The organism is Terriglobus albidus, assembly GCF_025685425.1.
Classification (GTDB): Bacteria; Acidobacteriota; Terriglobia; order Terriglobales; family Acidobacteriaceae; genus Terriglobus; species Terriglobus albidus.
Window position 1 is genome coordinate 79,143 of sequence record NZ_JAGTAS010000022.1, and the last position, 24,090, is coordinate 103,232.

Here is a 24,090-nt window from a genome sequence, read left to right on the forward strand (position 1 = left end):
GATGACAACGCAGGGCAAAGAAGAAGGGCGGCCGAATGGCCGCCCTTCTTCTTTGTTGTGATTCGGTTAGAAGATGACCTTGGCTGCCAGTTGGAGCTGACGGGCCGGGAGATTAGTGGTGATTGAACCAAAGTTTGAGCTGTTTACGGCAAACGTGCTGTTCGGCTGTAGGTAATTCACCTTGTTGAGGACGTTGAATGCCTCCGCACGGAAGTCAAATTTGGAAGATTCGCTCCAGAGATCGAAAGCCTTATGCAAACCGATATCAGCCTGATAGAACGCCGGGCTGCGCTCGGAGTTACGGGAGACATTCCCCCACGGAGCACTGGTCGGAATGGCGAGATTCGCTCCAGTCAGATAACCGTTCAGGGCGGTTGCAGTCTTTACCCAGTTTGTCTTCGGCGCCTTGATAGGCCCGCCACCCGCAGCATGGCTCGGACGGTATGTGACCAGATCGGTTACATACAACGGTGAAGACGACGAGAGTGAGTAGTTGACGTTGACCGGCAGACCGCTGGTCATGGTGTTGATAAGAGTGATCTGCCAACCGCCGAGTGCGGCATTGGTCAGATAACCGGTCTTGTTACCCCAGTGGCGTCCGTGACCGAAGGGAAGGTCATAGACTACCGACAGCGTGTCGGCCAACGGCTGATCATAACCGCCAGGACCGTAGTCCTGACGGGGATTCGCGTAGTTCACACGAGAGTTGTCCCCCCCCGAGGTCTCAAGGTGTCCCGACGAGATGTCAAAGATACGTCCCCATGTGAACGAGTTCAGCAAGTAGAGGCCGTTTTGCGCACGCTTCTCAAGCTTGAACTGCATCGAGTTGTAGTTGGCAGACCCGGCGCCATAGGCGATTTCGATGCTGCCGAAGGTCGTTACCGGGCGGCGAGCAGCAAGGCTTCCGCAGGTACCGGACGTGCAGGGTGTCGCCTGGTTGTAATCAGCCAGTACCTGCAGATGCGTGGCCTTGCTGCCGACATAAGCCAGATCAGCAACGATGCCGTAGGGTAACTGCCGCTGAATGCCAGCCTGGTAGCTCTGCACATACCCTGTCTTGAAGTTCTTCGGAATATAGCGAGAGGTTACGTTTGAAGGGTTGAAGTACGCAGGAGTGGTCAGCGTAGGAGCGTAGCCCTGCTGCGTCTGGCGGAAGCAGGTGGACTGAACCTGCGTGTCATTGCAAAGGTTGGATGATGATGGGAACGTGGATGCCGAAGTACCCTGCGTGATGCTGGCGTTGACGACATTCGGACCGTTGTAGGTCAGATTGTTTTCGCCGCCGGCGCGGTTCCACTGACTGAACCCGATGCCGTAACCAACACGAAGCACCGTCTTATCGGTTGCCGAGTATGCCAGACCGAAGCGAGGTCCGATGTTCGTCATCGGCGTATTCACCAGAGCACGGTCGGCGATGCTGCCGTCCTTTGCCGCAATCAGGGTGTTGGTGGAAGGATCGAAGTTGGAGAGCTTGTTATTTGCCTCAAACTGAGGCGTAACAATCTCGTAGCGCACGCCTGCATTGACTGTGAGCTTCGGAGAGAGCTTCATGTCGTCCTGGATGTACATGAAGTTGTAACGCTGGCGAAGTTGAACAATAGCGTAAGTCGTCAATGAGTAGGCTGAACGGTTGCCGAACATGAAGTCGGCAAGGTTACGGGCCTGCTGTACCTGAGTTACCTGGGAAGTACCAGCTCCGAACGAGCCACGCGAGAACTGACCGCCGTACGTATCCGAACCATAGCTCGGATTGAAATCATTTACCTGCGTGTGAACAGCCTGGAACTCATAGCCGATCTTCAGCGAGTGCACGCCACGAATCCAGGTATAGTTCACCTTCGGGTTGTAGATGGTTGGGTTCTGGAACTGTGGATTGGAGCTCTGAGCACCGAACTGCGAATAGCCTGTAACACTCTGGGCATTCAGCGAACGAACCACGAGCGGGTCAGTCGGCAGACCGGTCGTGATGCCGTTCTCGACCAGCAACGAAGTCTGTCCCTGACCGATGGGGAACTTCCCACCCTTGTTCTGCGACCAGCCGAAACGAACATCGAGCAACTTATTGCTGGAGATGGTCCAGGTTGCACCACCTGCGATATTACGGTTTTGAATGCTCACGTTGCCGTTGGAGTTACCACCGGCGCGACCCGGGATTCCTGGAGGATCGAAGAGGTAACCGCGGTGTTCGCTGTAACGGCCGAAGATGCTCCAACGAGAGTTGAAGGTGTGGTCAACGCGACCATCACCCTTGTCGTCATTGATGATGCCTCGCGGAGAGATGACGTAGTTATTGGAGTAAGCAAGGGGATTGTTATCGGCATATCCGGTGTTCGGAAGCGGAAGTGCCCCCAGTACGGCACGCGCAAACGGAGTCATGGCGGACGACGGAACTGTACCGTTGTAGGTCACGCCCGTGACTGGATTTGTTACCGAGATCGGCTTTGTGGGATCACCATCCGTATAGAATTGCCCGGCGCGCTGTGAGGCAGTCGGCAGAATGGAGTTAGCGGTTGCCGCATTGAAAATCTGACGGACGCCTTCATAGTCGCCGAAGAAGAAGGTGTGATCCTTCCAGATCGGGAAACCTACGGTGCCACCGAACTGATTGCGGATGAACTTCGGCTTGGTCGCGCCAGGAGCAAGGAAAGGTCCGATGGCGTTGAACGATGTGTTACGAACGTAGTCCCAGGCGCGTCCGTGAACCTGATTCGTACCGCGACGAATAGCAGCATTGATCACGGCGCCGGTCGTACGGCCGTATTCTGCGGAATAATTGCTGGTCTCTACACGGAACTCGCTCAGAGCATCCGGCGAAGGAGGAATATTCTCGTTGGCAAAGCCTTGGTTGGACGTGCCGTAGTTGTTGTTGTCGAGACCGTCGAGCAGATAGTTGTTGAAGGCCGACCGCTGACCATTGATATTGAACGAACCTTCGCGGCTCGAAGTACCGTTATTTTCCAGTAGTGACTTACGAGCACCAGGAACGAGCAATACGAGGTCCGCGTAGCTGCGGCCGTTCAAAGGAAGTTCCTGAAGCTGCTTGGTCTGAATGACCGTCGAGCGGGAGCTGGTTTCAGTATCCAGCAATTGCGCCGCGGCGGAGACCTCGACGGTCTCATTCACTGATCCCGGCGCTACTTCGACGTCAACACGCTGACGTGCGTTGACCAGAAGTTGGAAGGGAGCTGTTTTGGTGTTCTGGAAGCCACCGGCTTCAGCAGAAACAACATAGGTTCCGATATTGACCGAGTTGAACTCGAACTTGCCTTCTCCGTCGGTCTTGGATGCCTGGGAAACGTTGGTACCTGTGTTGGTCAACGTAACGGTTGCACCGGCGATGGCAGCGCCCGATTTGTCACGGACATAACCGATCACAGATGCGTTTTCAAATTGCGCCCAACCAACAACTGGACTGAGCATCACGAGGCCAACAACAAGAAGCAAGTAGAAGCACATCAACCGCGCGGATTGGATCCGTCTGCGCATGGGAAAACACTCCTTTTTGTGTTTCTATTAGCGTCACCGTTTACGGTTTCAGTTCGGTTGCTGACATATGAACGCCACGTGAAAACCCTAAAAGTCCCCAAGAATCCACGGCATAATTCCGTCGGCTGGAAGGTCAGGTTCAAGATTTACGCGCTCCGTAATCGATGACGCAGCCAACAACCCGCTGCGGACAGCGCCCTCCATGGTAGAGGGCCAACCTGTCCTCGTCCAGTCCCCTGCAAGAAATATTCCTGGCCGACCGCTCTCTTCCTGGGAGGGACGATAGCGGTCCAGTCCCGGCAAAACCGAGAACGTCGCACGAGCCTCTTTCAGCACCCCGGTCTTGAGCAACCGGGTCGTTCTTGCCTTCGGAAAAAAAAGAGCTAACTCATTGATTGCGCTTTGGATAATCTCGTCCCGCTCTTGCTTGAGTTGGGCGTGGGATGCACTGATCACCAACTCCGTATAACTGCTGCGCGAGGGGTTATATCCCCGGATTCGGGACTTATGGAAGATCCATTCGATCGTGGTATCGAGCAGGACGGCATGATCCAGATCCGTAATCTCTTTTTCCCACCAGAGATGGACCGTTGTAATGGGCGCATGAACAAAGCGCGTAATCGTTGACGTAAGCTCGGGAAGCAGCTTAACGGCCTGCTCGAAGGGGAGAGCGACAATCACTTGCCTGGCCTGAAAGACCCCGGCCGTAGTTTGCAGTGTGAACCCGGTAGTAGCGTCTCCGGAGATGCTCTCAACACTTGCCCGCAACACAAACTCAGCTCCCTGCTCTTCCGCCGCCCGGGCGACCTCGCCGTAAAACTCGCTTAGCGGAAGCATGGGAATGCCAAGCCGTCCCCCCGTGGAGGACTTCAGGAAGGACTCATGAAAGACTTGTCCGGCGTACTTCAACGAACAATTCTCAAAACGGTCGTTCAGTGCACCGATGATGACAGGCGCCCAGAAGTGTTTGATAGCCCGCTCCGTTTGCCCGGTACGTTTCAGCCAGCTCGCGAAGCTCTCTGTGTCGTCTTTTGGATACCCGCGAAAAAATTGGAGGAGTCCCCGTACGATGGCTGCCTTGTCGGCAAAGCTGAGCATGGGAGCCTTCAGAAAGCTCAGGGTATTGTGCCCCGGCGCCGGCAGACCGCTGGGACCGATGCGGCTGGCGCGCCCGCCTGGTTCGAGGAAGGTCAGGTCGTCATACCAGCGGATCCTGTCTCCCAGGCCTGCCGCCTTGCACAGAGCGACAAGATTCGTACAGCAACCGAGCATGACATGCTGACAGTCAATGACCTCGTTCAGCGCGGGATGCTCGTAGGAGTAAGCTCGTCCGCCGATGTAAGGGCGACGCTCCAGCACCTGCACCGCAATTCCCTGCTTCGCAAGTGCATGCGCAGCCGTCAGGCCGGCCAAGCCACCGCCGACGATGATGACGTCTTTCATCGCGCAGCCACCCGATTCCACAGGGTCATCGCCATACCCTGTCCCAGTACCCGAAGTTTTGTAGCAGTCGGCACGGAGACACGTTCGGAGAAGACATCGAAGTCCATCCGCTCGATACGTTCCAGCAGCATGCGATAGATCTTAGCCAGCACCCACATTGCCGCCCTGCTGTCACGATCAAGCATCGGGGTCAGACGATCCGACGCCAGATACATTGCCTTTGCCTTCGCGGCAAGACTCAACATCACGGGACGCAGCAGCACCGGATCTCCCTGAAGGACATCCGCCGGCGTGAGTCCCGCTGCCTGTAACTCATCCAGAGGGAGATAGACGCGTCCACGTTCGCTGTCTTCTTTCACGTCGCGCAGAATATTCGTGACCTGGAAAGCGAGGCCGGTCTCTTCCGCGAGCTTCACAGCCTCCGTTCCGTGATAGCCAAAGATGCGGATGCATACCAGACCGACAACGCTGGCGACGAGGTAGCAGTAGTCGTATAGCGCCGAGATCGACTCATAGACCTCATACGGCCTGCCATCGATCTCAAGTATGCGGACGCCGGGCTTTGTCTCCTGGATGTCCAGCGTGGTGCCCTGCACCAGCTTCTCCAGGAGATCGTCGGGAATTTGAAAGCGGCGCTGCGCATCCTTCAAAGCGACAAAAACAGCATCATCAGTGGGTGCTCCGGCCCGGGCACGACGCCAGTCCTCAAGCCAGACGGCCATCCGCTGGCGGCGTTCCGGAATACTCAGGCTCTCATCGTCCGCCAGATCGTCTGCCTTGCGCATGAAGGCGTACACCGCGCACATGGCATTGGATTTGTGCGGCGGCAGCGCGACGAAGGAATAGTAGAAGTTCTTCGCTTCACGCTTTGCGATGGCCCGGCACTGCGCATAGGCCTGCTCTACAGAGATACTCACGCGACCATCTTCTCCACAAATGCGCGTCCCAGCAGTTTTACCTTGGCCGCCTTGGTCACGACGGGACGCCGTGTGAGCGTGTCGTATCCCTGAGCTTCAATCGCATTCAGGATGCTCTCTCCACCGCGGCGGAAGAGGCGCAGGGTCACCGCAAGTTGCTTCTCCACACCACGCTCGAGAGCTGCTCCCTCGGTAAACATCGACCGTGTCTCGGCGACAAGGCCACGCATCATCTCCCGGAACTGCGGTGTGATGCGGCGAGCTGCGATCTGCTCTTCCGTGATACCGAAACGTGCCATCCAGTCCTGCGGCAGGTAGACACGTCCACGGTCCCAGTCTTCGCCTACATCCTGCCAGAAGTTCGCCAACTGCAGCGCGGTGCAGATCTTGTCCGAGAGCAGATTCAGCACCTCATCGTGATAACCACAGGTGTGCAGGATCATGCGGCCGACGGGATTGGCCGAATAGACCGAGTACTCCTCCAGTTCGGCGATTGAGGCATGCCGGGTCTTAATCTGATCTGCCTTGAAAGCCGCCAGCAGATCCAGGAACGGCTGCATGGGGATTTGCCGCTCGCGAATGGTCTCGGTCAACGCAACAAAGATGGGATGCTTCGTCTGTTCGGGCGCCTCGTAGCACTCGCGCAGCAGTACACCCCACTCTTCGAGCAGGCGCATACCGATCTCCGGTGTAGCAACCTCATCTCCAAGGTCGTCCGAGGCACGGCAGTAAGAGTACAGGGCCTCGAAGTCAGTCTTGAACTCCTTCGGCAGCAACCAGGTCACGACGTGAAAGTTCTCGTAGTGGCTGGTCGCCAGATTATGGCACCAAGCGCGCGCCTCCTCCACCGTCAGCCGCACTGCGGGCATAAGGTACTGCGCTGGAGCGCCTTCTAACATGACACCCCTTCTGGAAAGACGGCCGTCTTGATGTCTTTCACTCCCTCGGCCGAACGCACCATCATCTTGCGGAAGATCTCCGGAATATCTGCCAGACCGGCACGGCCTGTGATGTACTCCGCACACTTGAAGCGCCCGCTTTTAATCAGCTCGAAGGCAGTCCTCGAGGTAGAGGGAGTGTGATGAAAACTCGCCTTCAGGGTGATGTTGCCATAGTGCAGACGATTGGTGTCGAGCTGCACCTTGGTTCCGCTGGGAGGACCTCCAAAGAAGTTGACGGTGCCGCCCTTACGGACCATATCGACAGCCCACTCCCAGGTCGCCGGTGTCGCTACCGCTTCAATGGCAATATCCACGCCACGGCTTCCGGGTGTCAGCTTGCGGACCTCAGCGATCGCATCGACCCCGTCAGCGATTTGCACCACATGCCGCGCGCCAAAGATCTTCGCGGTCTCGATCTGATCATCGCGTTTAACGACGGCAATCACCTCAACGCCGGCGATCTCTGCGGCATGCATAAACATCAGACCGATGGGACCGGCGCCGATCACCACCATGGAGTCGCCCAGCTTTGCATTCGACTCCTCAAGCCCACGGATCACACAGGCTAAAGGCTCGGTCAATGCAGCATATTCAAACGGCAGACTCTCTGGAACCGGAAGGGTATTCTTCGCAACGATGCGGGCCGGAATGCGGATGTATTCCGCGTAAGCTCCGTTGTTGAAGAGGAGGTCTTCACAGAGGTTCTGCTGCCCTTCCATGCACCAATAACACTGGTCGCACGGCGCCGAGTTCAGAGCCACGACTCGGTCGCCAATCTTGAATTTCGCACCCTCTCCAGCCTCTACTACGGTTCCGGCAAGTTCGTGCCCGAAGGGAATGGGCGGCTTCAGCATCATGGCGTGGTAGCCGCGGCGATAGACTTTGAGATCCGTGCCGCAGGTTAAGGCAGCTCCTACACGAACAACAATCTCTCCAGGGCCAGCCGTAGGGCGGTCTACCGTTTCGAGACGCAAATCTTCCTTGCCGTACAGTACGGCAGCCTGCATGGTGTCAGCCATCTCCTTATTTTCTCATCCTGCACCGAAGGAGACACGTCCGGTACACAATCCCTTAAGCCAAATCGCATCCATCCGCATCTAAACGACAGCAGCAGTACGAGATAATTCCAGCAAGAGCATGCCAATTCCGCTACCGTCTCCCACTGCGTGGGTCAAATCCAAACTCCTGGCTCTCCAGGAGTACTCTCTGCTAGCCGGACGTGCCTTCCGCTCGCTGCTGACGCCGCCCATCTACTGGGGAGACCTCTTTCAGCAGATGGACCTGATCGGTGTTGGCTCCTTGCCGATCGTCGTCTTGACAGGCTTCTTCACGGGTTGCGTGCTGGCGCTGCAGGCGGCGACAGCGTTGCAGCAGTTTGGCGCGGTCAGTAAGACCGGCAACCTCGTCGCTCTTTCCATGGTGAAGGAGCTCGGCCCTGTGCTGACCGGATTGATGGTCTCTGGCCGTAATGCCTCCGGCATGGCATCCGAACTTGGCTCGATGCGTGTGACGGAACAGATCGACGCCATGCGCGCGCTGGGTGTAGACCCGGTACGCAAGCTGGTTGCTCCGCGGATCCTGGCGACGGTCTTCATGCTCTTCTGGCTTTCTATTCTGTCCATGTGCATGGGTATCCTGGGCGGCGGCCTGGTAGCAGTCTTTCTTCTCGGCCTGGATGGACACGCTTACTTCACCTCGACCTACTCAGCCCTGGTATGGGCCGACCTATGGCAGGGGCTCACCAAACCGGTCTTCTTCGGTTTCATCATCTCCTCCATCGGCTGCTACTTCGGCATGCAGACCAAGGGCGGCACACAAGGTGTGGGCCGCGCCACCACTGAGGCGGTGGTAGCCTCCTCCATTCTGATCATCGTTTCGGATTTTATCCTGACCCGGTTCTTGATCGGGATCCTGGGACGCTAGAGCATTCTCCTAAAGGTGTAGAGCGGAGTTTCGACAGTTTTGCGCCGTTTTCCTTCGAAGAAAACGGCATTCACAGATTTATCCAACGCTACAGTATTAGGAGAATTGCTCTAGATGCCATCCATCCAAGAGACCGCGCTCAAGCACGGATTGTCACCTGACGCTCCGGTTGTTGCCTTCGAAGGTGTCTCCATCGGCTTCGAAGGCAACGAGGTATTGCGCAACGTCTCCTTTACCGTCATGCCTGGTGAAACCCGCATTCTGCTGGGTCCGGCAGGCGGCGGTAAATCTGTTCTGCTGAAGCTGGTTGACGGCCTTCTCAAGCCGGACTCCGGCCGGATCTTTGTCTTTGGAGAAGAGGTCACGGCGATGCCGGAGCGGGAGCTCTTTAAGCTGCGACGGCGCATCGGTATGGTCTTCCAGGAATCGGCGCTGTTCGACTCCATCAATGTCGAGGACAACGTTGCCTACCGCCTCAACGAAGAGGGAGTTGCTCCGGAAGAGGCTCATCGCCGTGTCGTGGAGGCGCTGGAGTTCGTGGAGCTGGGCCACGCCATCGAGAAGTTTCCCTCTGAACTCTCCGGTGGCATGCGCCGCCGCGTCTCGATTGCCCGCGCCATCATTACCGGTCCCGACCTGATTCTCTACGACTCGCCTACTGGCGGACTCGACCCCATCACATCGACGACCATCATTGCCCTGGTCGCGAAACAGCGCGATGTCTCTCAGACAACATCGTTGCTCATCACACATCGACTGCAGGACGCATTCACCCTGGCCACGCACTATTACAACCAGAAGGAACAGCAGTTGGAGCCATTGCCCAAAGGAACGCTCGAGGAGAATACAAAATTCCTTGTCCTGAATGAGGGACGGGTCGTCTTCGACGGCACCACGCTTGAACTCACACACACGGAAGATCCATGGATCAGGGAGTATCTCGCTTAGGCAAGGTCGTTCTCCTCGGTGGCTCCGGCCAGATCGGCCAGACCCTGGCCCACCACTTCCATGGCCGAGGCGTAGACGTCATCAGCGTATCGCGTACTCCACATTCTGCGCCCTGGACCACTGTGACCTGGGACGGTAAGACCGTCGGGCGATGGGCCAAATGCCTTGAAGGGGCAGACGCAATCATCAATCTTTCCGGGTCAAGCATCAATACCCGCTTCACCCGCAAACATCGCGCCCTGATCCTCCACAGCCGCCTCGATGCCACCAAGGCAACAGCGGCGGCCATTCGTTCCCGAAGACGCCCACCACGTGTGTGGCTTAATGCCTCCGCTGTCGATATCTACCCGCACTCTCTCACCCCCACCCCCGAGACCACCGTGAGCGGATATAGGGATACGGGAGCGATCGATAGCACCACGCCCGAATCATGGCGGTTCCTTTCAGAAGTCGTGTGGCGGTGGGAAGAAACATTTCGAACAGAACAGGTCCCAGGCACCCGCAAGGTGGCATTGCGCACCACGCTGATGCTCTCTCCGGACCAGGGTGGCATCTTTCGGCTGCTGTCGACACTGGCACGATTCGGTCTCGGTGGGCCACAGGGATCGGGAGAGCAATTCGTATCGTGGATACACCACGTTGATTACGCGCGGGCGGTGGAGTTCCTGATCGAACGAGAGGAGATTGCGGGACCCGTGAATATCACCAGTCCACAGCCGTTACCGAATCGTGAGTTCATGCGCCTGCTGCGGCAAGCACTTCGCATGCCCATCGGCCTGCCTGCACCTGCTTTTGGGATTCAGCTCAGTTCTCTCCTGCTACGGACGGAACCTGTATTGGTATTGAAGTCACGATGCAGCATCCCGACGGTTTTGCAGAAACACGGATTTACATGGAATTTTCCGGACTGGCCAGGAGCTGTGCAGGATCTGGTCGTGGGGCATTGAATGATTGAAAAAGTGAATGATTGAATAACGTTCGAGCGAAGCTCGAATCGGGGGAGGCCGTTCTCGGACCATGAATGTCTCGCTGCTCTAACCGCCAACCGCCAGCCTGCGATGGAAAAGCTCAAGCGCCATCCCGTAACCCCAGCGTGCCAAAGCGGGATCATAACGAGGTCCCTCGTCGCGAAGAAAGGCATGCGCCGCATTCACTTCGTGCCAGGTAAAGTTCAGATTCAGCTCGTCTAGACGTGCGAGAATCTTTCTCCGGCCTTCGAGCGGCACATGCGGATCCTGCCGTCCCCAAATCATCATCAGTTCGCCTTTGATGTCTGAGGCACGAGCCAGCGAATCGTCTCCGCTCACGCTCAGCGATCCCTTATGGATATCGGTTCCGTAGAAACATGCCGTCGCCTGCACATCCGGATACATTGCCGCACGAAATGCCAGGTGACCACCAATGCAGATACCCATGACCCCCAGCCGTCCGGTGCAGTCCGGCCGCTGCTTCAGGTGGTCGAGCACCGCCCGCGCATCTCCGTCGTAGCCCGCCAGCGTCTTCGTGGTCTTGAGTGCATTGCCTCGATCGCTTCCGGCCTGGTCATAACCGAGCACCGTTCCTGCAGTCTCGAACTCGTGATAGATCTCCGGAATGGCCACGATATACCCATGCCCCGCAATCATGGCTGCGGTACGGCGGATAGGGCCTGTTACCTGGAAGATCTCCGTATAGAAGAGAACGCCAGGATACTTGCCCTCTCCGGCCGGACGGAAGATGTGTACCCGCATCGGACCGGTGGGCGTGGAGAGCTCTACGTGCTCGTTTTCCAGAATCGTCATGCACTCCACTATAGAAGAGAAAAAGTTCAACTCGATCCTGAGAGCCGCCTCCGCTACACTGATGGTGCAATGGCTGCGAGCATGTATATCGTCGTGGAAGGAGAGGACCCCGGCTACGACATCTTTGTGAATGGACGGGCTCTGGCTCGCCACGAGGATGCCATCGAGAAGCTGGCGCTTCGCTTGAATGTAAAGCCCCTGATCGAGTTCTTCTCCGCCGATGAGAACTCCATGGCGCTGCTGATTGAAGAGGGCGCGGGCAATCCGGATCTTTTGAGACGTATGCCGCCACCCCAATGGTATGCACCGGCGGATGGCCTGTTGACTGTACAGACGCTGCTTGATGACCTGCGCAAAGAACCGCAGCTCCTTGGGTCTGAGACATCGATCGTGATCGCCGAATTGGAAGAGTACGAGACCGTACTGCTGAAAGCGGCCGCACGTGGTCACCGGTGGCATCTTGCTGTCAGTTGGCGCTGATGCGGCAGATCGCGGCGCTTCTATTGCTGTGCTTCCTCTGGGGCATGGAGTGGTTGCGCGAGCTTCTGATATTACCCGCAACGCCTTCTACGTTACGCGCAGCAATCACGTGTACGTTTGCCGCACTTCTGTATGCTCTTTTTCCGAGAGAACGCTGCAGCAGTTGGAGAGGCATCGCCTCGGCATTGGGACTTTTTGTATTTCCCATATTGCTGCAACAGGCGGCCCACCTCTCCGGTTACACCAGTGCCGCACTCTGGGCTCTGACCCCGGTCCTGATCGTAGTCGTATGCGGAGCACAAGCTGCCGGCCTGCGGCAGGAGATGTTAATTGCCGCCCTGGCCGGCGTCGCCGGAACATTGCTTATCCTTCCATTTCAATTCCCTGCATCTGTGACCGATGGGCTCCACTGGCTGATTCTTCTTGCCGGCATTGTGAGCGCAGCAGTTGCCTCCGTGATCGCGCCGGAAGCAGCAGGATTCAGGACAAGCGGCTTATTGAGCGGAGCCGCCGTTCTTTGGATTGCAACTCTCGCACGCAGACCGATCTCTCTATCGCTGCCTGAGTTGCTTTGGATCGCATGTATCGACCTGCCGGCGATGCTCCTGCTTCTCTGGCTGTTGCCGCAGATGCGGCCGGAGGCGCTAAGTACGCGTTATCTTTTGCCCATGGCCATCACCACCCTGACGAGTTGGATCGCTCTTCATCAACAGATGACGGTCCGCTTCGCCAGTGGCACTATTCTGCTGATCGCCTCGTCCATGAGTCTCATACTCCTCGCGCGGCGCACGGCTTAGAGCATTTTCACTGTAGGTGTACCGCAGGGCTTCCACATCTATGGGCGTTTTCCGCAATGAAAACGCCGCTGCACGCCTTTTCCGGGATACCCAGCAACAGGGAAAATGCTCTAAAAGCAAACCGGACTGCCGAAGCAGTCCGGTTCGAGTTTCGTTATGCCTTAGGCAGGGCGGTTGCCGCCACCCTGCTGTCCGCCACCCTGTCCACCGGGACGGCGTCCGCCGCGGCGGCGACGACGACCACGGCCACCATCACGCTTCTGCTGCCCCTGACCGGCACCCTGAACGAAGCCTCCGGGAACGTCGGCGCGGTTGAAGTTCTCATCACCGCCTTCGCTGCCCTCACCTTCGAAGTCGTCATCGCCTTCCTCGTCTTCGTCGAAGTCGTCGCCACCCTCAATTGTGATGGTGGGCTCATTCGACGGCTGACGCTCGGGGCGCGGAGCACGAGGTCCACGATCGCCTCTGCCACCTTCCTGCGCGCTCTTGCCGCCTTCCTGCGGCGCAGCAACCGGTGGAAGACCCAGCTTCTCACGCTGTTCGCGAAGAACAGCCTTGCGGGAGAGCTTGATACGGTTGCCTTCAATGGCCAGGACCTTCACCAGGACCTGATCGCCCTCACGCAGTTCGTCCTTCACATCCTTGACTCGATGTTCTGCGATCTCGGAGACGTGCAGCAGACCGTCGGTGCCGGGGAAGATCTCCACAAAGGCGCCGAACTCCGCCAGACGAACGACCTTGCCCAGATAGGTCTTGCCAACCTCGGGCACGGCCGTGAGGTCGCTGATCATCTGGATGGCGCGATCCAGTCCATCGGAGTCCGAGGAGGCGACATTGACGCGGCCGGAATCGTCGACGTCGATCTTCACTCCCGTGGCATCGATGATGCCGCGGATCACCTTGCCTCCCGGTCCGATAAGATCGCGGATCTTGTCGGTCGGAATCTGCATGGTGTGGATACGCGGAGCGTAAGCCGAAGGCTTCTCGCTCGGAGAAGCAATGACGGCGTCCATCTTGTCCAGGAGGAAGAGACGGGCAATGCGTGCCTGCTCCAGGGCTTCACGCATGATCTGCGCGGTGATGCCCATGATCTTGATGTCCATCTGGAGAGCGGTAATACCGTTGCGGGTACCGGCTACCTTGAAGTCCATATCGCCGTAGTGGTCTTCCGCACCGGCGATATCGGTCAGGATGGCGTACTTATCGCCTTCCTTCACCAGGCCCATCGCGATACCCGCGACAGCGGCCTTTAGCTTGATGCCGGCGTGCATCAACGCGAGTGACGCACCGCAGACCGTTGCCATGGAAGACGAGCCGTTCGACTCAAGGATGTCCGAAACGACACGCAGCACATAGGGCGACTCCGCCTCGGAGGGCAGAACAGCCTCGATAGCGCGCGACGCCAGGGCTCCGTGGCCGATCTCGCGGCGGCCAACGCCGGACATACGGCCAACTTCACCGACCGAGAACGGCGGGAAGTTGTAGTGCAGCATGAAGGCCTTCTTCTGCTCACCGGTGTAAGTCTCGATACGCTGAGCATCGTCACCGGTGCCGAGCGTGGCGGTCACAAGTGCCTGTGTCTCGCCGCGGGTAAACAGGGCCGAACCGTGCGTGCGCGGAAGAACACCGACCTCGATGTCGATCTTGCGGATCTGGTCGAAGGCGCGGCGATCAGGACGGATGCGCTCGTCGAGCACCTGCTCGCGGAAGGTGTTCTCGCGCAGCAGCTCGTAATATTTCGAGAGCTTCTTCGGAGCATCGGGATCGTCAGCCGGAAGAGCAGCCTTGAGCTCGTCCTTGATCTCCTTGACCTTGGCATAGCTGTCGATCTTCGTGTACTTCTGTGTGTCCAGCGCATCCTTCAGGCGGTCGCCCACCTTAGACTTCAGCTCGTTGTAATAAGCCTCGTCCTTCTCGACGGCGGCAACGGCGCGCTTGGGCTTGCCGGCCTTCTCCACCAGTTCGTTGATCGCAGCAACGATCTTCTTGAGCTCGCTGTGGCCGAACTCGATCGCGTCGACGACCTTATCCTCGGCGACCTCCTTGGCTCCGGACTCGATCATCACGATGCCATCCTTGGTGCCGACAACCATGATGTTGAGGAGGCTCTTTTCCTTCTCCTCGTAGGTCGGATTGACCACAAATTGATCGTCGACCAGGCCGACACGGACCGCACCAACAGGGCCGGCGAACGGGATGTCCGACAGCGCCAGAGCGCAGGAAGCGGCATTGATGGCGACGACGTCAGGATCGTTTTCCTTGTCCGCGGAATAAACAAAGCCGACAACCTGTGTCTCGTTGCGGAAACCTTCCGGGAACAGAGGACGGATCGGGCGATCGATCTGGCGTGCGGTGAGGATCTCCTTCTCCGAAGGACGGCCTTCACGCTTGATAAAGCCACCGGGGATGCGTCCACCGGCATAGGTAAACTCGCGATACTCAACGGTGAGCGGGAAGAAATCGATGCCTTCCTTCGGCTCCGGGCTGGCAACAGCCGTGCCAAGGACTACGGTATCGCCGCTGGTCGTCAGCGCAGCGCCAGAAGCCTGCTTCGCGATCCGTCCCGTCTCAAATGTGATTCGCTTGCCACCGGCAAGCTCAACAGTCACTTCCTGTTTCATCTAGTGTTCTCTCTTTCTTTCTCTTCTGTCTTCGTCTCGAAACCTGGTGTTGTGTGTCAGACACACGAATGCAAAGACATGGCGGCCCACAGGCACAGGCCATGCAATGCGACAAACTTGAGTTGGGGGTGCCCTGACAGAGGCGCGCCTGGCTGTTCAGCTACCATCGCGCCCGTCATTATCGCGCGCTCCAGAGGGGCGGAAAAGCATAAACGGCTGCTGAAGCCCGCATAGCGGACCCCGCAGCCGTATATGGAAACTTCGTGCGCGTGGGCATAGTTACTCGTGCCGCGTAAAGCTCAACCGGAAGCAGATGTTGAATCCGCTTACTTACGGATGCCCAGCTTACCGATCACTTCGCGGTAGCGGTCAGAGTCGTTCTTCTTGAGGTAGTCCAGCAGGCGACGGCGCTTGCTGACCAGCATCAGCAGGCCGCGACGGGAGCCATGGTCCTTCTTATGGGTCTTGAAGTGCTCCGTCAGCTCGCCGATCCGCTCGCTCAGAATCGCAATCTGGACCTCGGGGCTACCAGTATCCGAATCATGCGTGCGGAATTTGCTGATAATTTCTGTCTTCTTGGCAGGTGCTAACACGGGATTACGTTGCTCCTCTACTTCTCTTCTCTTAAATTCACTCGTCTAGTGTCTTGTGTAGGATACCATTGTTAGCTTTGCCGGGCAATTTACCAGACCGGCCTACAATCAAGGCTTTGGCGGCATCGAACGCGCTTCCATAGCCGCCCTCGCCGCATAAAACGCCTCTTTCGGGCGAAGATCTCGATCAAAAAGCAGCGGACGCGTCTGGTCGTCACGTCCATTTTCATACCGCAGCCAACTGTGGCCGTCATCGACCCCCCAGAACAAAACCGCCGTCACAGCCCGCTCTGCGAGCGCCATCGCCAGAAAACGGTTATAGGTCTGGGCGACCTCCGCATCCTGTCTTTCTGGTGTCCTGTCCGCATTCCGGTCGTTGACGTCCATCTCACTCAAGAAGATCTGGAGTCCCATCTCCCGCACCTGCTCCGTAAATCTCTGCAAGCCGGGGCCGTAGCTGTACATGGGCCGGGCCGAAATATGGCACTGAATGCCAACCGCATCGAGCGGCACACGTCTGGCCTTCAGCCGCCGTAATAAGAGCAACACAGCGCTTCGCTTCTGCTCTGCGTCGTAGGTCTCGCTTTCCAGACCATAGTCGTTGTAACTCAGAAGCGCTGCAGGGTCCGCGGCTCGGGCAGCGTGAAACGCCGCTTCGATATAGTCCGGTCCTACAAGCCGAAGCCAGAACGAGTTCCGCAGACCGTCCGGGCGATTGTCCTTTACCTCTACGGCCTCATTCACTACATCCCAGGAGTGCATTCTCCCCGCATAGCGGCCCGCCACTGTCTGGATATGTTCCGTCAGTTGCCGGTGGGCCTCCTGCGCGGAATCGATCGCCTCGACCCAGGATGGCAGCGATCGGTGCCAGCACAGCGTATGTCCGCGCAGACGAATCCGGTTCTGCTCCGCAAAAGTAAGTAATATATCGGCTTGCTCGAACGAATACTGTCCGGGTGCGGGCCGTAATGCGCCCCACTTCATCGCATTTTCGGGGACAATCAGGCTGGCCTGCTCACGCACCACGGCGGCATAGTGTGGGTCCTGCAGCAGTTTGGGATCCACCGCGAACCCTGTCAAAAGACGATGCTCCGCGGCGACAGCGCGCAGGGACCACTGTCCTGTAATTTCGCGGGTAGGAGCCTGTTTCGGAGCCGGAGCAGACGCCTTCTTCCCGCAGCCGATCACTGAAGCAAGACCGGCATTCGCAGCGGAGAGAAAACCATACCGTAACAGGTCGCGGCGAGGCAGCTTCATTCCCCGCCCCGCTTCCCTGCCAGATCGCGGATCTCCCCGGTCCAGCGTAGAAAGCGCATCAATTGCCCACGTTCCCGCCAGGCAAACCGGAAGAAATCCGATGCTGTGATCTGCTCTGCCTTCAACCCGGAATAGGTTTCAAGACGCCAGCGAAGATAAGGAGAGTTCCACGGTCGCAACCTATGGCCCTTCGTCGCATTCCAAAGAAACAGCAGCCCACCAAACATTCCCCTGTCAGTATAGGGCTAGGACAGAGTTATGAAAGAAAGTCGAAGAGGTTGGACTTGCCCAGAGAGGCAATCACACTCAGCAATGCCTTCTGCTGAGTCTGGGTGTTGCTCAGATCGGTGGCAACCTGGGCGGGGTCCGCGCTCAACAGCTCTGTCTGCGCAATCGTAATCTCGGACTTGCGCTGGCTGGCTGTGTCGCTGGCGCTCTGCACGGCAGAGAGCGAGTTTTCAAAGGCTGCTCGCTGCGCGGTTACTGTATTCAACGCTGTTCCTAGCTTGCCCGTCGCCGTCGTATCTCCGGAGGTTGCTCCCGCGATGGCGTCGTCAAGAGCACTAAGAGCCTGGGAAAAGATATTCGATCCCGGCACATTCGTTGCGATCTTCTGCCCGGTCGGAGTGGTTACGTACTGGATCGAGCTATCTCCGGAATAAGTCCCATTCGACGCGAACGCAGGCGAGTCCGTAGCGCTGCCGGCAAAGAGGTATTGCCCCTGAAAGGAGCTGTTCGCCATGGAAAGAACCGTGGACTTGATGTTCTGCAGTTGCTGCGCCACTGTTGCTTTCGCGTCAGCATTCAGCGTTCCGTTATTCGCCTGCGTTGATAACGAAATCGCTTGAGTCAACTGCTGCACCACCGTGCTCAGAGCGCTGTCGGCTGTCTGCATGCGGCCGGTCAGACCGGTTGCAGTATTGATAAAAGTGTCGTTGAGGGAAAGCTCTGACTGCATACGGGCCGCGCTGCTGACCGCGACAGAGTCGTCTGACAACTGATTCACACGCGATCCGCTCGAGAGCTGCTGCGTCAAACGCTGTTCTGTCGCTGAAATCGCGTTCAGCGAGCCGGTAAGGCCAGTGATGAAATTGGGATCGATACGCATGTCATGCCGTCCTTAGGAGACCGTCGTGTCCTGTCCGAGGTTGATCGCTTCCGCCATCAATTTGTCCGCGACCGCGAAGATGCGCGCGTTGGCCTGATAGGCCCTCTGGTACATGGTCAGGTTGGCTGCCTCTTCATCCAGCGATACACCGGAGACTGCGTTACGTTGCGACTGGATCTGCGTCAGCGTTGCGTTTTGAGCCGTATTGTCCGTGGAGGCCGCACTTGCCTGCGCACCGATCTCGGACAGCATTGCGGCGAGAAAGTCTCCGCCGGTCTCTCCGCTGGTGTTCTTTGCATCCTTCAGGGCGGCCAAAGCAGAGGCGTTTCCACTCCCGCCCGAGCCCTCTCCGGAGGCTGCTGCCGCAATGCCTGAAGGACTGGTCATCACGACCTTGATATTTGCCGCAAATCCCGTCGCGCTGGAGGGCGACGAAAAGATCGCTCCGCCGCTGCTTCCGTTGGCATCCACGCCGGCGGCATTCTGCGTATTAACGGCATTCGCCACAGTCGTGGCGAGCTGGTCCAGTGCGGTGCGGGCGCTTGTCAAAGCCCCATCGCGTGCAGCCACCAGGCCGCCGATCTGTCCACCGGTAAGACCAGAGGTCGAGGTCATATCGAATGCGTACGAAGATGCACCGCTGACAAGGACTGCACCGTTGCTCGCGGTCACGGTCACAGCAGCATTATCTGTATTGGGGGTAACGGTAACACCCAGATAATTGGACAGTTGGGTAATAACCTGCTGCCGCTGCTCGCTAATAGAGCCGTCAGTATCTCTGCCTTCAAGGATCTGCTGGTTGAGGCCGGCGATCGTCTTGCTCAGGCTGTCGACGTTGGTAGCAATGCCACCGATCTGTGTGTTGATTCCAGAGATCTGCTGGTCCAGTTGACTCGCCGCCGAATTCATTGCCGAAGCGAACGATCCGGCCGAGGACAACACCGCCTGGCGTGTCGCAACATCCGAAGGATTGGCCTCAAGGCTGGCAAACGAGGTCCATAAGCCGTCGAGGGCGCTTCCGAGAGCCGTGCTCCCGCTGCTGTTGACCGGAAAGACGTTTTGGAGATCATTCAGTGCTGACAGCTTGGAACTGGCCGCCTGCGCCACCTGCGTCTGGTTCGCCAGGCGCTGCTCCACGGCGGGGTCGCGCTGCTGGGTCACGCTAATGTTCACAGCGGAGACCGACACGGAATCCTGGAAGGCCACTACGCGTCGTGTATAACCAGCGGTGTTCTGGTTAGCCACGTTCTGCGCGGTTACATTGAGCGCCTTCTGCGTTGAATCCAACGCCGAGCCGGCTAGCGACATCAATGAAGCCAGGCTTCCGATAGACATGTGTCTCCTATTTGAGCATCGACGAGATCAGCTTGTCAGCTACCGCGGTCGATGGCACGTTATAGCTGCCGTCGGCAATCGCCTTCTGCAGCGCGGCGACTTTCTCCATGCGCGTATCGTCGCCATTGACAGCCTGGGCGAGTGCTCCCGCCGCGGGGCTAAGGGTTGTCTGATCCTGCTGGATGCTCTTGGCTTCTGTTGCGGACGCGGCCTTGGTCGTGCGTGCCACGCCACCCGTCTTCTCAATACCGAGACCATTTACCAGGCTGCCGAGATTTCCAATGCCACTCGTTTCGTTTGCCATACAACACTCCTTGACGAGCTTATCGGCCTATTGGGACCAGACTTGAGCTCGTAACAGAATCTTTTTCGCGTTGTTCGACAGCCGCTACCATTCTTGAACCAAATCCCAGGCCACCCCGGCTTGCCATCGCTGTTGCCAGCGCCTCAGTCCCATAGGACTTCAGGGCATCGCCAAACTGGCCCTCTCCGTCTTCTTCGTTCCGCAGCGGCTTCAACAACTCGTTCATCAGCATACCTTCAAACTGCTTCGCTGCGTTTTCGAGCTTTTGTTGCCGTATTGCGGTTGCATCGCCCAGGGACGGACCTACAGAGGTCACCATCATCACAGCACCTCAATCTCCGCTTCTAATGCTCCTGCCGCCTTCATTGCCTGCAGAATCGAGATCACGTCACGAGCTGTAGCCCCGATCGCCTGCAGATCCTTCACCAGTTCTTCCACCGTCGCGCCCTGCTTGAGCTCGATGCGGTTGACCGGCTTATCCTTTGCATCCACCTTGGTTTGCTGCACCACCTGCGTTGTACCCTGCGCGAAGGCGTTTGGCTGGCTGACCTCGAACTCCGAGACCACGTTGACACTTAGACCGCCGTGCAGGATCGAAACCGGCTGCAGCACCACTTGACCGCCAATTACGACTGTCCCAGTACGTTCATTCACAATGACGCGGGCGCTTGGGGCCAGAGAGACTTCCACCGCCTCCACGCGAGCCAGAAGTTGAGGAATATCCTCGCCGGGGGCAACCTGAAGCTCGACCCGACGGCTATCCATCGCACGCGCTGCTGTGCGTCCAAGTGCTTTGTTCACCGCGGTTGCGGTAGATTCTGCGCTGCGAAAATCGGCGTCATTCAATAGCAGAGAGAATGTCTGGCGGCCGGCAAGCTCGAGCGGCACTCCGCGTTCCACCATCGCTCCGGTCGGAATTCTGGCAGTCGTCGGATGGTTAGTCTGCTTCGTATTGCCGTTCGCGCTTACCGAGTATCCGCCAATTGCCAGCGATCCCTGTGCCTGCGCATAGATGCGGCCATCGGCGCCGTATAGCGGTGTCATCAGCAACATACCGCCCTCAAGACTCTTGGCATCACCTGCGGCCGCGACGGTCACGTCGATACGGGTTCCGGGCCGGGAGAAAGGCGGCAATGACGCCGAGACGAAAACCGCGGCCAGGTTCTGCACGCGGATGCCATTCGACGGGACGCTCACCCCCATACGGGAGAGCGTTGCGGTCAAGGTCTGCATCGGGAAACCCGTTTGTTGGCTGTCTCCAGTTCCCTGGAGCCCTACGACGATGCCATACCCAACAAGCTGGTTTTCGCGAATTCCCTCGATGGTCGCAATATCCTTCACATGCGCCAGGCGGGCGTCGGCACCGAACATGACGCCGGAGATCAGCAAAAGCAGCAGGACGACAAAAGCGCGCATTAGAAGATCACCGCTTTCTGCAACAACCGGACCAGCACATTAGGACGGCGGGTGTAGTCAGTCACAATGCCCTTCCCACGTACCTGCAACTCAAGGCTGGAGATAGCGGTCGAGAGTACCTGGTTCTGCTGCGAGATATCTTCGGGACGAACCAGGCCGCGCAACACGATGGTCTGCGCCTGCTGGCTGAACTCCACCTGGCGGGCTGCCTCAATGACCAACATGCCGTTTGGAAGCACCTCGACGACCTGCCCCCCGAATGTTGTTAGCAAGCTGGAGTTGTTGGCACTGCTTCCCTGAGCATTTAAGCCCGCGGACGAATTCTGCCCGATAAGATTTTGTGCCGCGGAACTTGCACTCAGTTTGCTGAACAGTGACGTAATCTGCGAGCTCGCATTCGAGGTCCGCGATCCTTTCACGGACCCATCGGTGCTTGCGACTACGCTCTCCTGAACCACCACCTGGATCAGATCATGGGGAAACCGCGCGCGCATATCGCTACCCATCCGCGCCATCCGGCCGTTTTCAGTCCAGATAGACCCAGGCGAGGTCTGCGAGCCGGCGTCCTCAGCATGAACGCGGGCCAGATAAGAATCAAGCGAACTGGCCGCGACATCCTGCTTCTTGGACTTCCCCTGTGCCATGGAGATCTCCACTCCCAGCAACAGAAGCACCAGCATCACCAGCGCGATATATTTCCAATCGTTCTTCATCGCAGTTCCACCTCGCCCTTTCCTTTAATCACTGCCTGGACCCAACGTTCGGAACCTTCACTGCCAAATACAGCCATCGAAACCGGAATGACATCTCCGACCATGCCGCTGCGATTGGCAATGCCCGCCATCTGCATACGGCTTGAGGTGGAGTTTGACCTCACAAAAACCCGCTCCCCTGCGCGGACTGCCAGATCCATTGACGCAACTTTGGTAACAGGCGCCTGCGCTTTTACTTCCACTGGTGCGGGCAACATATAGGCCGGCCATTCTGGGTGCGCACAAGAACGCACGACAGCCCAGCTTCCTCGCCCAACCAGATCGTGCTTCACCGTCTCTACGCGGTAACCGCCGCTTTCCCCCAGCTCTCCCGGAGCAGCAGCCGTTCCTACGACCGCAAGCTCCGGCGTGCGTGCGCATGTTGCCTGCCCGAGTACTGTTCCAGTTGCCAGACCTATTACCAGAAGAATCCGCATCAGCGCACCAGGTTATTGATTTGGCCGTACATATCGTCGGCGGTCTTGACCACCTTGGAGTTGCTCTCATAGGCCCGCTGGGCCATGATCATCTGCACAAACTCTTCAACCGCATCCACATTCGAGTTCTCGAGATAGCCCTGCTGCAGCGTGCCCACACCGGTCGTTCCGCCGGGAGTATCTGTAATCGCGGTTCCCGAAGAGGTGCTGGGCAGAAACAGGTTGCCGCCGATTGAGTTCAGCCCGCCCGGATTCGCAAAGGTAGCAAGCTGAAGCGTGCCTAGCTGCGAGCTCTGTGTCTGTCCTGGAATCGTCGCTGTCACGACACCGTACTGCGAGATCTGTACGTTCGACGCATTTGAAGGAATCGTGATCTGCGGCGTAAGAAGATCGCCGTTCGCCGTAACGATCTGCCCCTGATTGTTCAGGTGGAAGCTGCCGGCACGCGTGTAAGCGATAGCGCCGTCGGGGCGAGTGACCTGAAAAAAGCCCTGTCCCTGGATAGCAAGGTCGAGATTATTGCCAGTCTGGTTAAAGTCGCCCTGCGTCATGATGACTTCGGTCGCCACCGGCTTGGTACCGAGGCCGATCTGCAGGCCGGCCTGAGTCGTCTGGGTGCTCTGCGCGCTGCCAGGAGTAACGACGTTCTGATAGATCATGTCTTCGAACTGAAGACGCCGGCGGCGGAATCCTGCCGTCGCTGAGTTAGCCAGATTGTTGGCAACCGTATCCAGATTCATCTGCTGCGCGCTCATGCCGCTGGCTGCCGTGTATAACGCCCGTATCATCGCTTTACTCCTATATCCGTCCCAGGTCTTCGCCTGCCGTCTTGTCGAAGCTGTTGAAAATGCTCAAAGCCTTTTGCATCATTTCTGTTTGCCGCTGCACCAGAATGAGTTCCATGGTGCCGTGAATGGCGTCTTCGTTCGAACCTTCGAGAGCACCCTGGCGGACGACCGCCGCTCCGGTCTTGGGTGTGACCCCTTCGGCGGCAGCAAAGAGATTGGTTCCCTGATTGGTAAGCTCCCCTGGGCCAAAGTCAAAGACACCTACCTGGCCGACGATGGCGCTGCCTTGGGGTCCGCTCACCGAAATCATGCCGTTCTCTGCAACATGAATCTGCCCGCTGGGCAGGGTGATCGGCGCTCCGCTCTGGTTCAGAACAGCGTCACCATGTTGCGTGACGAGAGTTCCGTTTTCGCTGCGCTGAAATCCACCATCGCGGGTATAGCGAATACCCTGCGCGGTTTTGATACCAAAGTAGCCGTTCCCCTGTAGCGCCAGGTCCAGCGGGTTGCCCGTGGTTTCAATCTGTCCCTGTGTCGTATCCAGGCGATTCCCGCCCAGCAGGTTGTAGTTGTTCACAGCCCGGCCTACCTGAGAGGCTTCCGGCTGCCCCTGGGTATCTGCAGCATCCATCAGCGCGCGGAAGTAATCCCGCTGCGCCCGGAATCCATGTGCTCCCACATTCGCGAGATTATTCGCCGCCGTATCCAGGGCCTGGGTACGCGATTGAAGCGCCGAATAGATGGCATAGATCCCGCTGCTCAT

At 57.9% G+C, this 24,090-nt stretch carries 23 protein-coding genes; 5 read left to right on the forward strand and 18 right to left on the reverse strand.

Annotation, left to right across the window (positions count from 1 at the left end; all coding sequences use genetic code 11):
- Positions 1 to 66: 66 nt before the first annotated feature.
- From OHL21_RS02430 to OHL21_RS02450, 5 genes are all read right to left on the reverse strand, one after another.
- On the reverse strand, positions 67 to 3,486 hold the full coding sequence (locus tag OHL21_RS02430; RefSeq protein ID WP_263415657.1) for a TonB-dependent receptor: 3,420 nt from the start codon (positions 3,484 to 3,486) through the stop codon (positions 67 to 69).
- Between the two features lie 87 nt (positions 3,487 to 3,573).
- Complete coding sequence (hpnE, locus tag OHL21_RS02435; RefSeq protein ID WP_263415658.1) at positions 3,574 to 4,929, reverse strand: hydroxysqualene dehydroxylase HpnE; 1,356 nt, start codon at positions 4,927 to 4,929, stop codon at positions 3,574 to 3,576.
- The gene (locus OHL21_RS02440) at positions 4,926 to 5,846 is read right to left on the reverse strand and encodes a phytoene/squalene synthase family protein (RefSeq protein ID WP_263415659.1); all 921 of its coding nucleotides are present in this window, start codon (positions 5,844 to 5,846) and stop codon (positions 4,926 to 4,928) included. The genes hpnE and OHL21_RS02440 overlap by 4 nt, the downstream gene beginning before the upstream one ends.
- Positions 5,843 to 6,745, reverse strand: coding sequence for a squalene synthase HpnC (hpnC, locus tag OHL21_RS02445; RefSeq protein WP_263415660.1), 903 nt, complete (start codon positions 6,743 to 6,745; stop codon positions 5,843 to 5,845). Before hpnC ends, OHL21_RS02440 begins: the two co-directional genes overlap by 4 nt.
- Complete coding sequence (locus tag OHL21_RS02450; protein WP_263415661.1) at positions 6,739 to 7,806, reverse strand: zinc-dependent alcohol dehydrogenase; 1,068 nt, start codon at positions 7,804 to 7,806, stop codon at positions 6,739 to 6,741. The genes hpnC and OHL21_RS02450 overlap by 7 nt, the downstream gene beginning before the upstream one ends.
- 124 nt (positions 7,807 to 7,930) lie before the next feature.
- Between OHL21_RS02450 and OHL21_RS02455 the strand changes: the two genes are divergently transcribed.
- From OHL21_RS02455 to OHL21_RS02465, 3 genes are all read left to right on the forward strand, one after another.
- On the forward strand, positions 7,931 to 8,710 hold the full coding sequence (locus OHL21_RS02455; RefSeq protein ID WP_263415731.1) for an MlaE family ABC transporter permease: 780 nt from the start codon (positions 7,931 to 7,933) through the stop codon (positions 8,708 to 8,710).
- 114 nt (positions 8,711 to 8,824) lie between these two features.
- Positions 8,825 to 9,658: an ABC transporter ATP-binding protein gene (locus OHL21_RS02460; protein ID WP_263415662.1), complete on the forward strand. Its 834-nt coding sequence runs from the start codon at positions 8,825 to 8,827 to the stop codon at positions 9,656 to 9,658.
- The gene (locus OHL21_RS02465) at positions 9,634 to 10,605 is read left to right on the forward strand and encodes a TIGR01777 family oxidoreductase (protein WP_263415663.1); all 972 of its coding nucleotides are present in this window, start codon (positions 9,634 to 9,636) and stop codon (positions 10,603 to 10,605) included. Before OHL21_RS02460 ends, OHL21_RS02465 begins: the two co-directional genes overlap by 25 nt.
- An 87-nt stretch (positions 10,606 to 10,692) precedes the next feature.
- Here OHL21_RS02465 and OHL21_RS02470 read toward each other — a convergent pair whose 3' ends face one another.
- Positions 10,693 to 11,439 (reverse strand): dienelactone hydrolase family protein, encoded by a 747-nt coding sequence (locus OHL21_RS02470; RefSeq protein ID WP_263415664.1) that lies wholly within the window; start codon positions 11,437 to 11,439, stop codon positions 10,693 to 10,695.
- A gap of 69 nt (positions 11,440 to 11,508) precedes the next feature.
- On the opposite strand from OHL21_RS02470, the gene OHL21_RS02475 reads away from it, so the two are divergent.
- Both OHL21_RS02475 and OHL21_RS02480 read left to right on the forward strand, forming a co-directional pair.
- Complete coding sequence (locus OHL21_RS02475) at positions 11,509 to 11,919, forward strand: hypothetical protein (RefSeq protein ID WP_263415665.1); 411 nt, start codon at positions 11,509 to 11,511, stop codon at positions 11,917 to 11,919.
- Complete coding sequence (locus OHL21_RS02480; protein ID WP_263415666.1) at positions 11,892 to 12,716, forward strand: hypothetical protein; 825 nt, start codon at positions 11,892 to 11,894, stop codon at positions 12,714 to 12,716. Before OHL21_RS02475 ends, OHL21_RS02480 begins: the two co-directional genes overlap by 28 nt.
- A 161-nt stretch (positions 12,717 to 12,877) precedes the next feature.
- On the opposite strand, the gene pnp is transcribed toward OHL21_RS02480, so the two are convergent.
- From pnp to OHL21_RS02540, 12 genes are all read right to left on the reverse strand, one after another.
- Positions 12,878 to 15,337, reverse strand: a complete 2,460-nt coding sequence (pnp, locus tag OHL21_RS02485; RefSeq protein ID WP_263415667.1) for a polyribonucleotide nucleotidyltransferase — start codon at positions 15,335 to 15,337, stop codon at positions 12,878 to 12,880.
- 326 nt (positions 15,338 to 15,663) lie between these two features.
- Complete coding sequence (rpsO, locus tag OHL21_RS02490; RefSeq protein WP_263409183.1) at positions 15,664 to 15,930, reverse strand: 30S ribosomal protein S15; 267 nt, start codon at positions 15,928 to 15,930, stop codon at positions 15,664 to 15,666.
- Between the two features lie 108 nt (positions 15,931 to 16,038).
- Complete coding sequence (locus OHL21_RS02495) at positions 16,039 to 17,187, reverse strand: endo-1,4-beta-xylanase (RefSeq protein WP_263415668.1); 1,149 nt, start codon at positions 17,185 to 17,187, stop codon at positions 16,039 to 16,041.
- 256 nt (positions 17,188 to 17,443) lie between these two features.
- On the reverse strand, positions 17,444 to 18,295 hold the full coding sequence (locus OHL21_RS02500; protein ID WP_263415669.1) for a flagellin N-terminal helical domain-containing protein: 852 nt from the start codon (positions 18,293 to 18,295) through the stop codon (positions 17,444 to 17,446).
- Between the two features lie 12 nt (positions 18,296 to 18,307).
- Positions 18,308 to 19,630, reverse strand: a complete 1,323-nt coding sequence (flgK, locus tag OHL21_RS02505) for a flagellar hook-associated protein FlgK (protein WP_263415670.1) — start codon at positions 19,628 to 19,630, stop codon at positions 18,308 to 18,310.
- 7 nt (positions 19,631 to 19,637) lie between these two features.
- Positions 19,638 to 19,934: a flagellar biosynthesis anti-sigma factor FlgM gene (gene flgM, locus OHL21_RS02510; protein ID WP_263415671.1), complete on the reverse strand. Its 297-nt coding sequence runs from the start codon at positions 19,932 to 19,934 to the stop codon at positions 19,638 to 19,640.
- A 19-nt stretch (positions 19,935 to 19,953) separates the two neighbouring features.
- Positions 19,954 to 20,256 carry a hypothetical protein gene (locus OHL21_RS02515; protein ID WP_263415672.1) on the reverse strand — a complete coding sequence of 101 codons (303 nt, stop codon included), beginning with the start codon at positions 20,254 to 20,256 and terminating at the stop codon, positions 19,954 to 19,956.
- Entirely contained in the window at positions 20,256 to 21,305 is a 1,050-nt protein-coding gene (locus OHL21_RS02520) for a flagellar basal body P-ring protein FlgI (protein WP_263415732.1), read from the reverse strand. The genes OHL21_RS02515 and OHL21_RS02520 overlap by 1 nt, the downstream gene beginning before the upstream one ends.
- 44 nt (positions 21,306 to 21,349) lie before the next feature.
- Positions 21,350 to 22,063: a flagellar basal body L-ring protein FlgH gene (locus OHL21_RS02525; protein ID WP_263415673.1), complete on the reverse strand. Its 714-nt coding sequence runs from the start codon at positions 22,061 to 22,063 to the stop codon at positions 21,350 to 21,352.
- On the reverse strand, positions 22,060 to 22,539 hold the full coding sequence (locus OHL21_RS02530; RefSeq protein WP_263415674.1) for a flagella basal body P-ring formation protein FlgA: 480 nt from the start codon (positions 22,537 to 22,539) through the stop codon (positions 22,060 to 22,062). The genes OHL21_RS02525 and OHL21_RS02530 overlap by 4 nt, the downstream gene beginning before the upstream one ends.
- Entirely contained in the window at positions 22,539 to 23,327 is a 789-nt protein-coding gene (gene flgG / locus OHL21_RS02535) for a flagellar basal-body rod protein FlgG (protein WP_263415675.1), read from the reverse strand. The genes OHL21_RS02530 and flgG overlap by 1 nt, the downstream gene beginning before the upstream one ends.
- A 10-nt stretch (positions 23,328 to 23,337) precedes the next feature.
- Complete coding sequence (locus OHL21_RS02540) at positions 23,338 to 24,090, reverse strand: flagellar hook-basal body protein (protein WP_263415676.1); 753 nt, start codon at positions 24,088 to 24,090, stop codon at positions 23,338 to 23,340.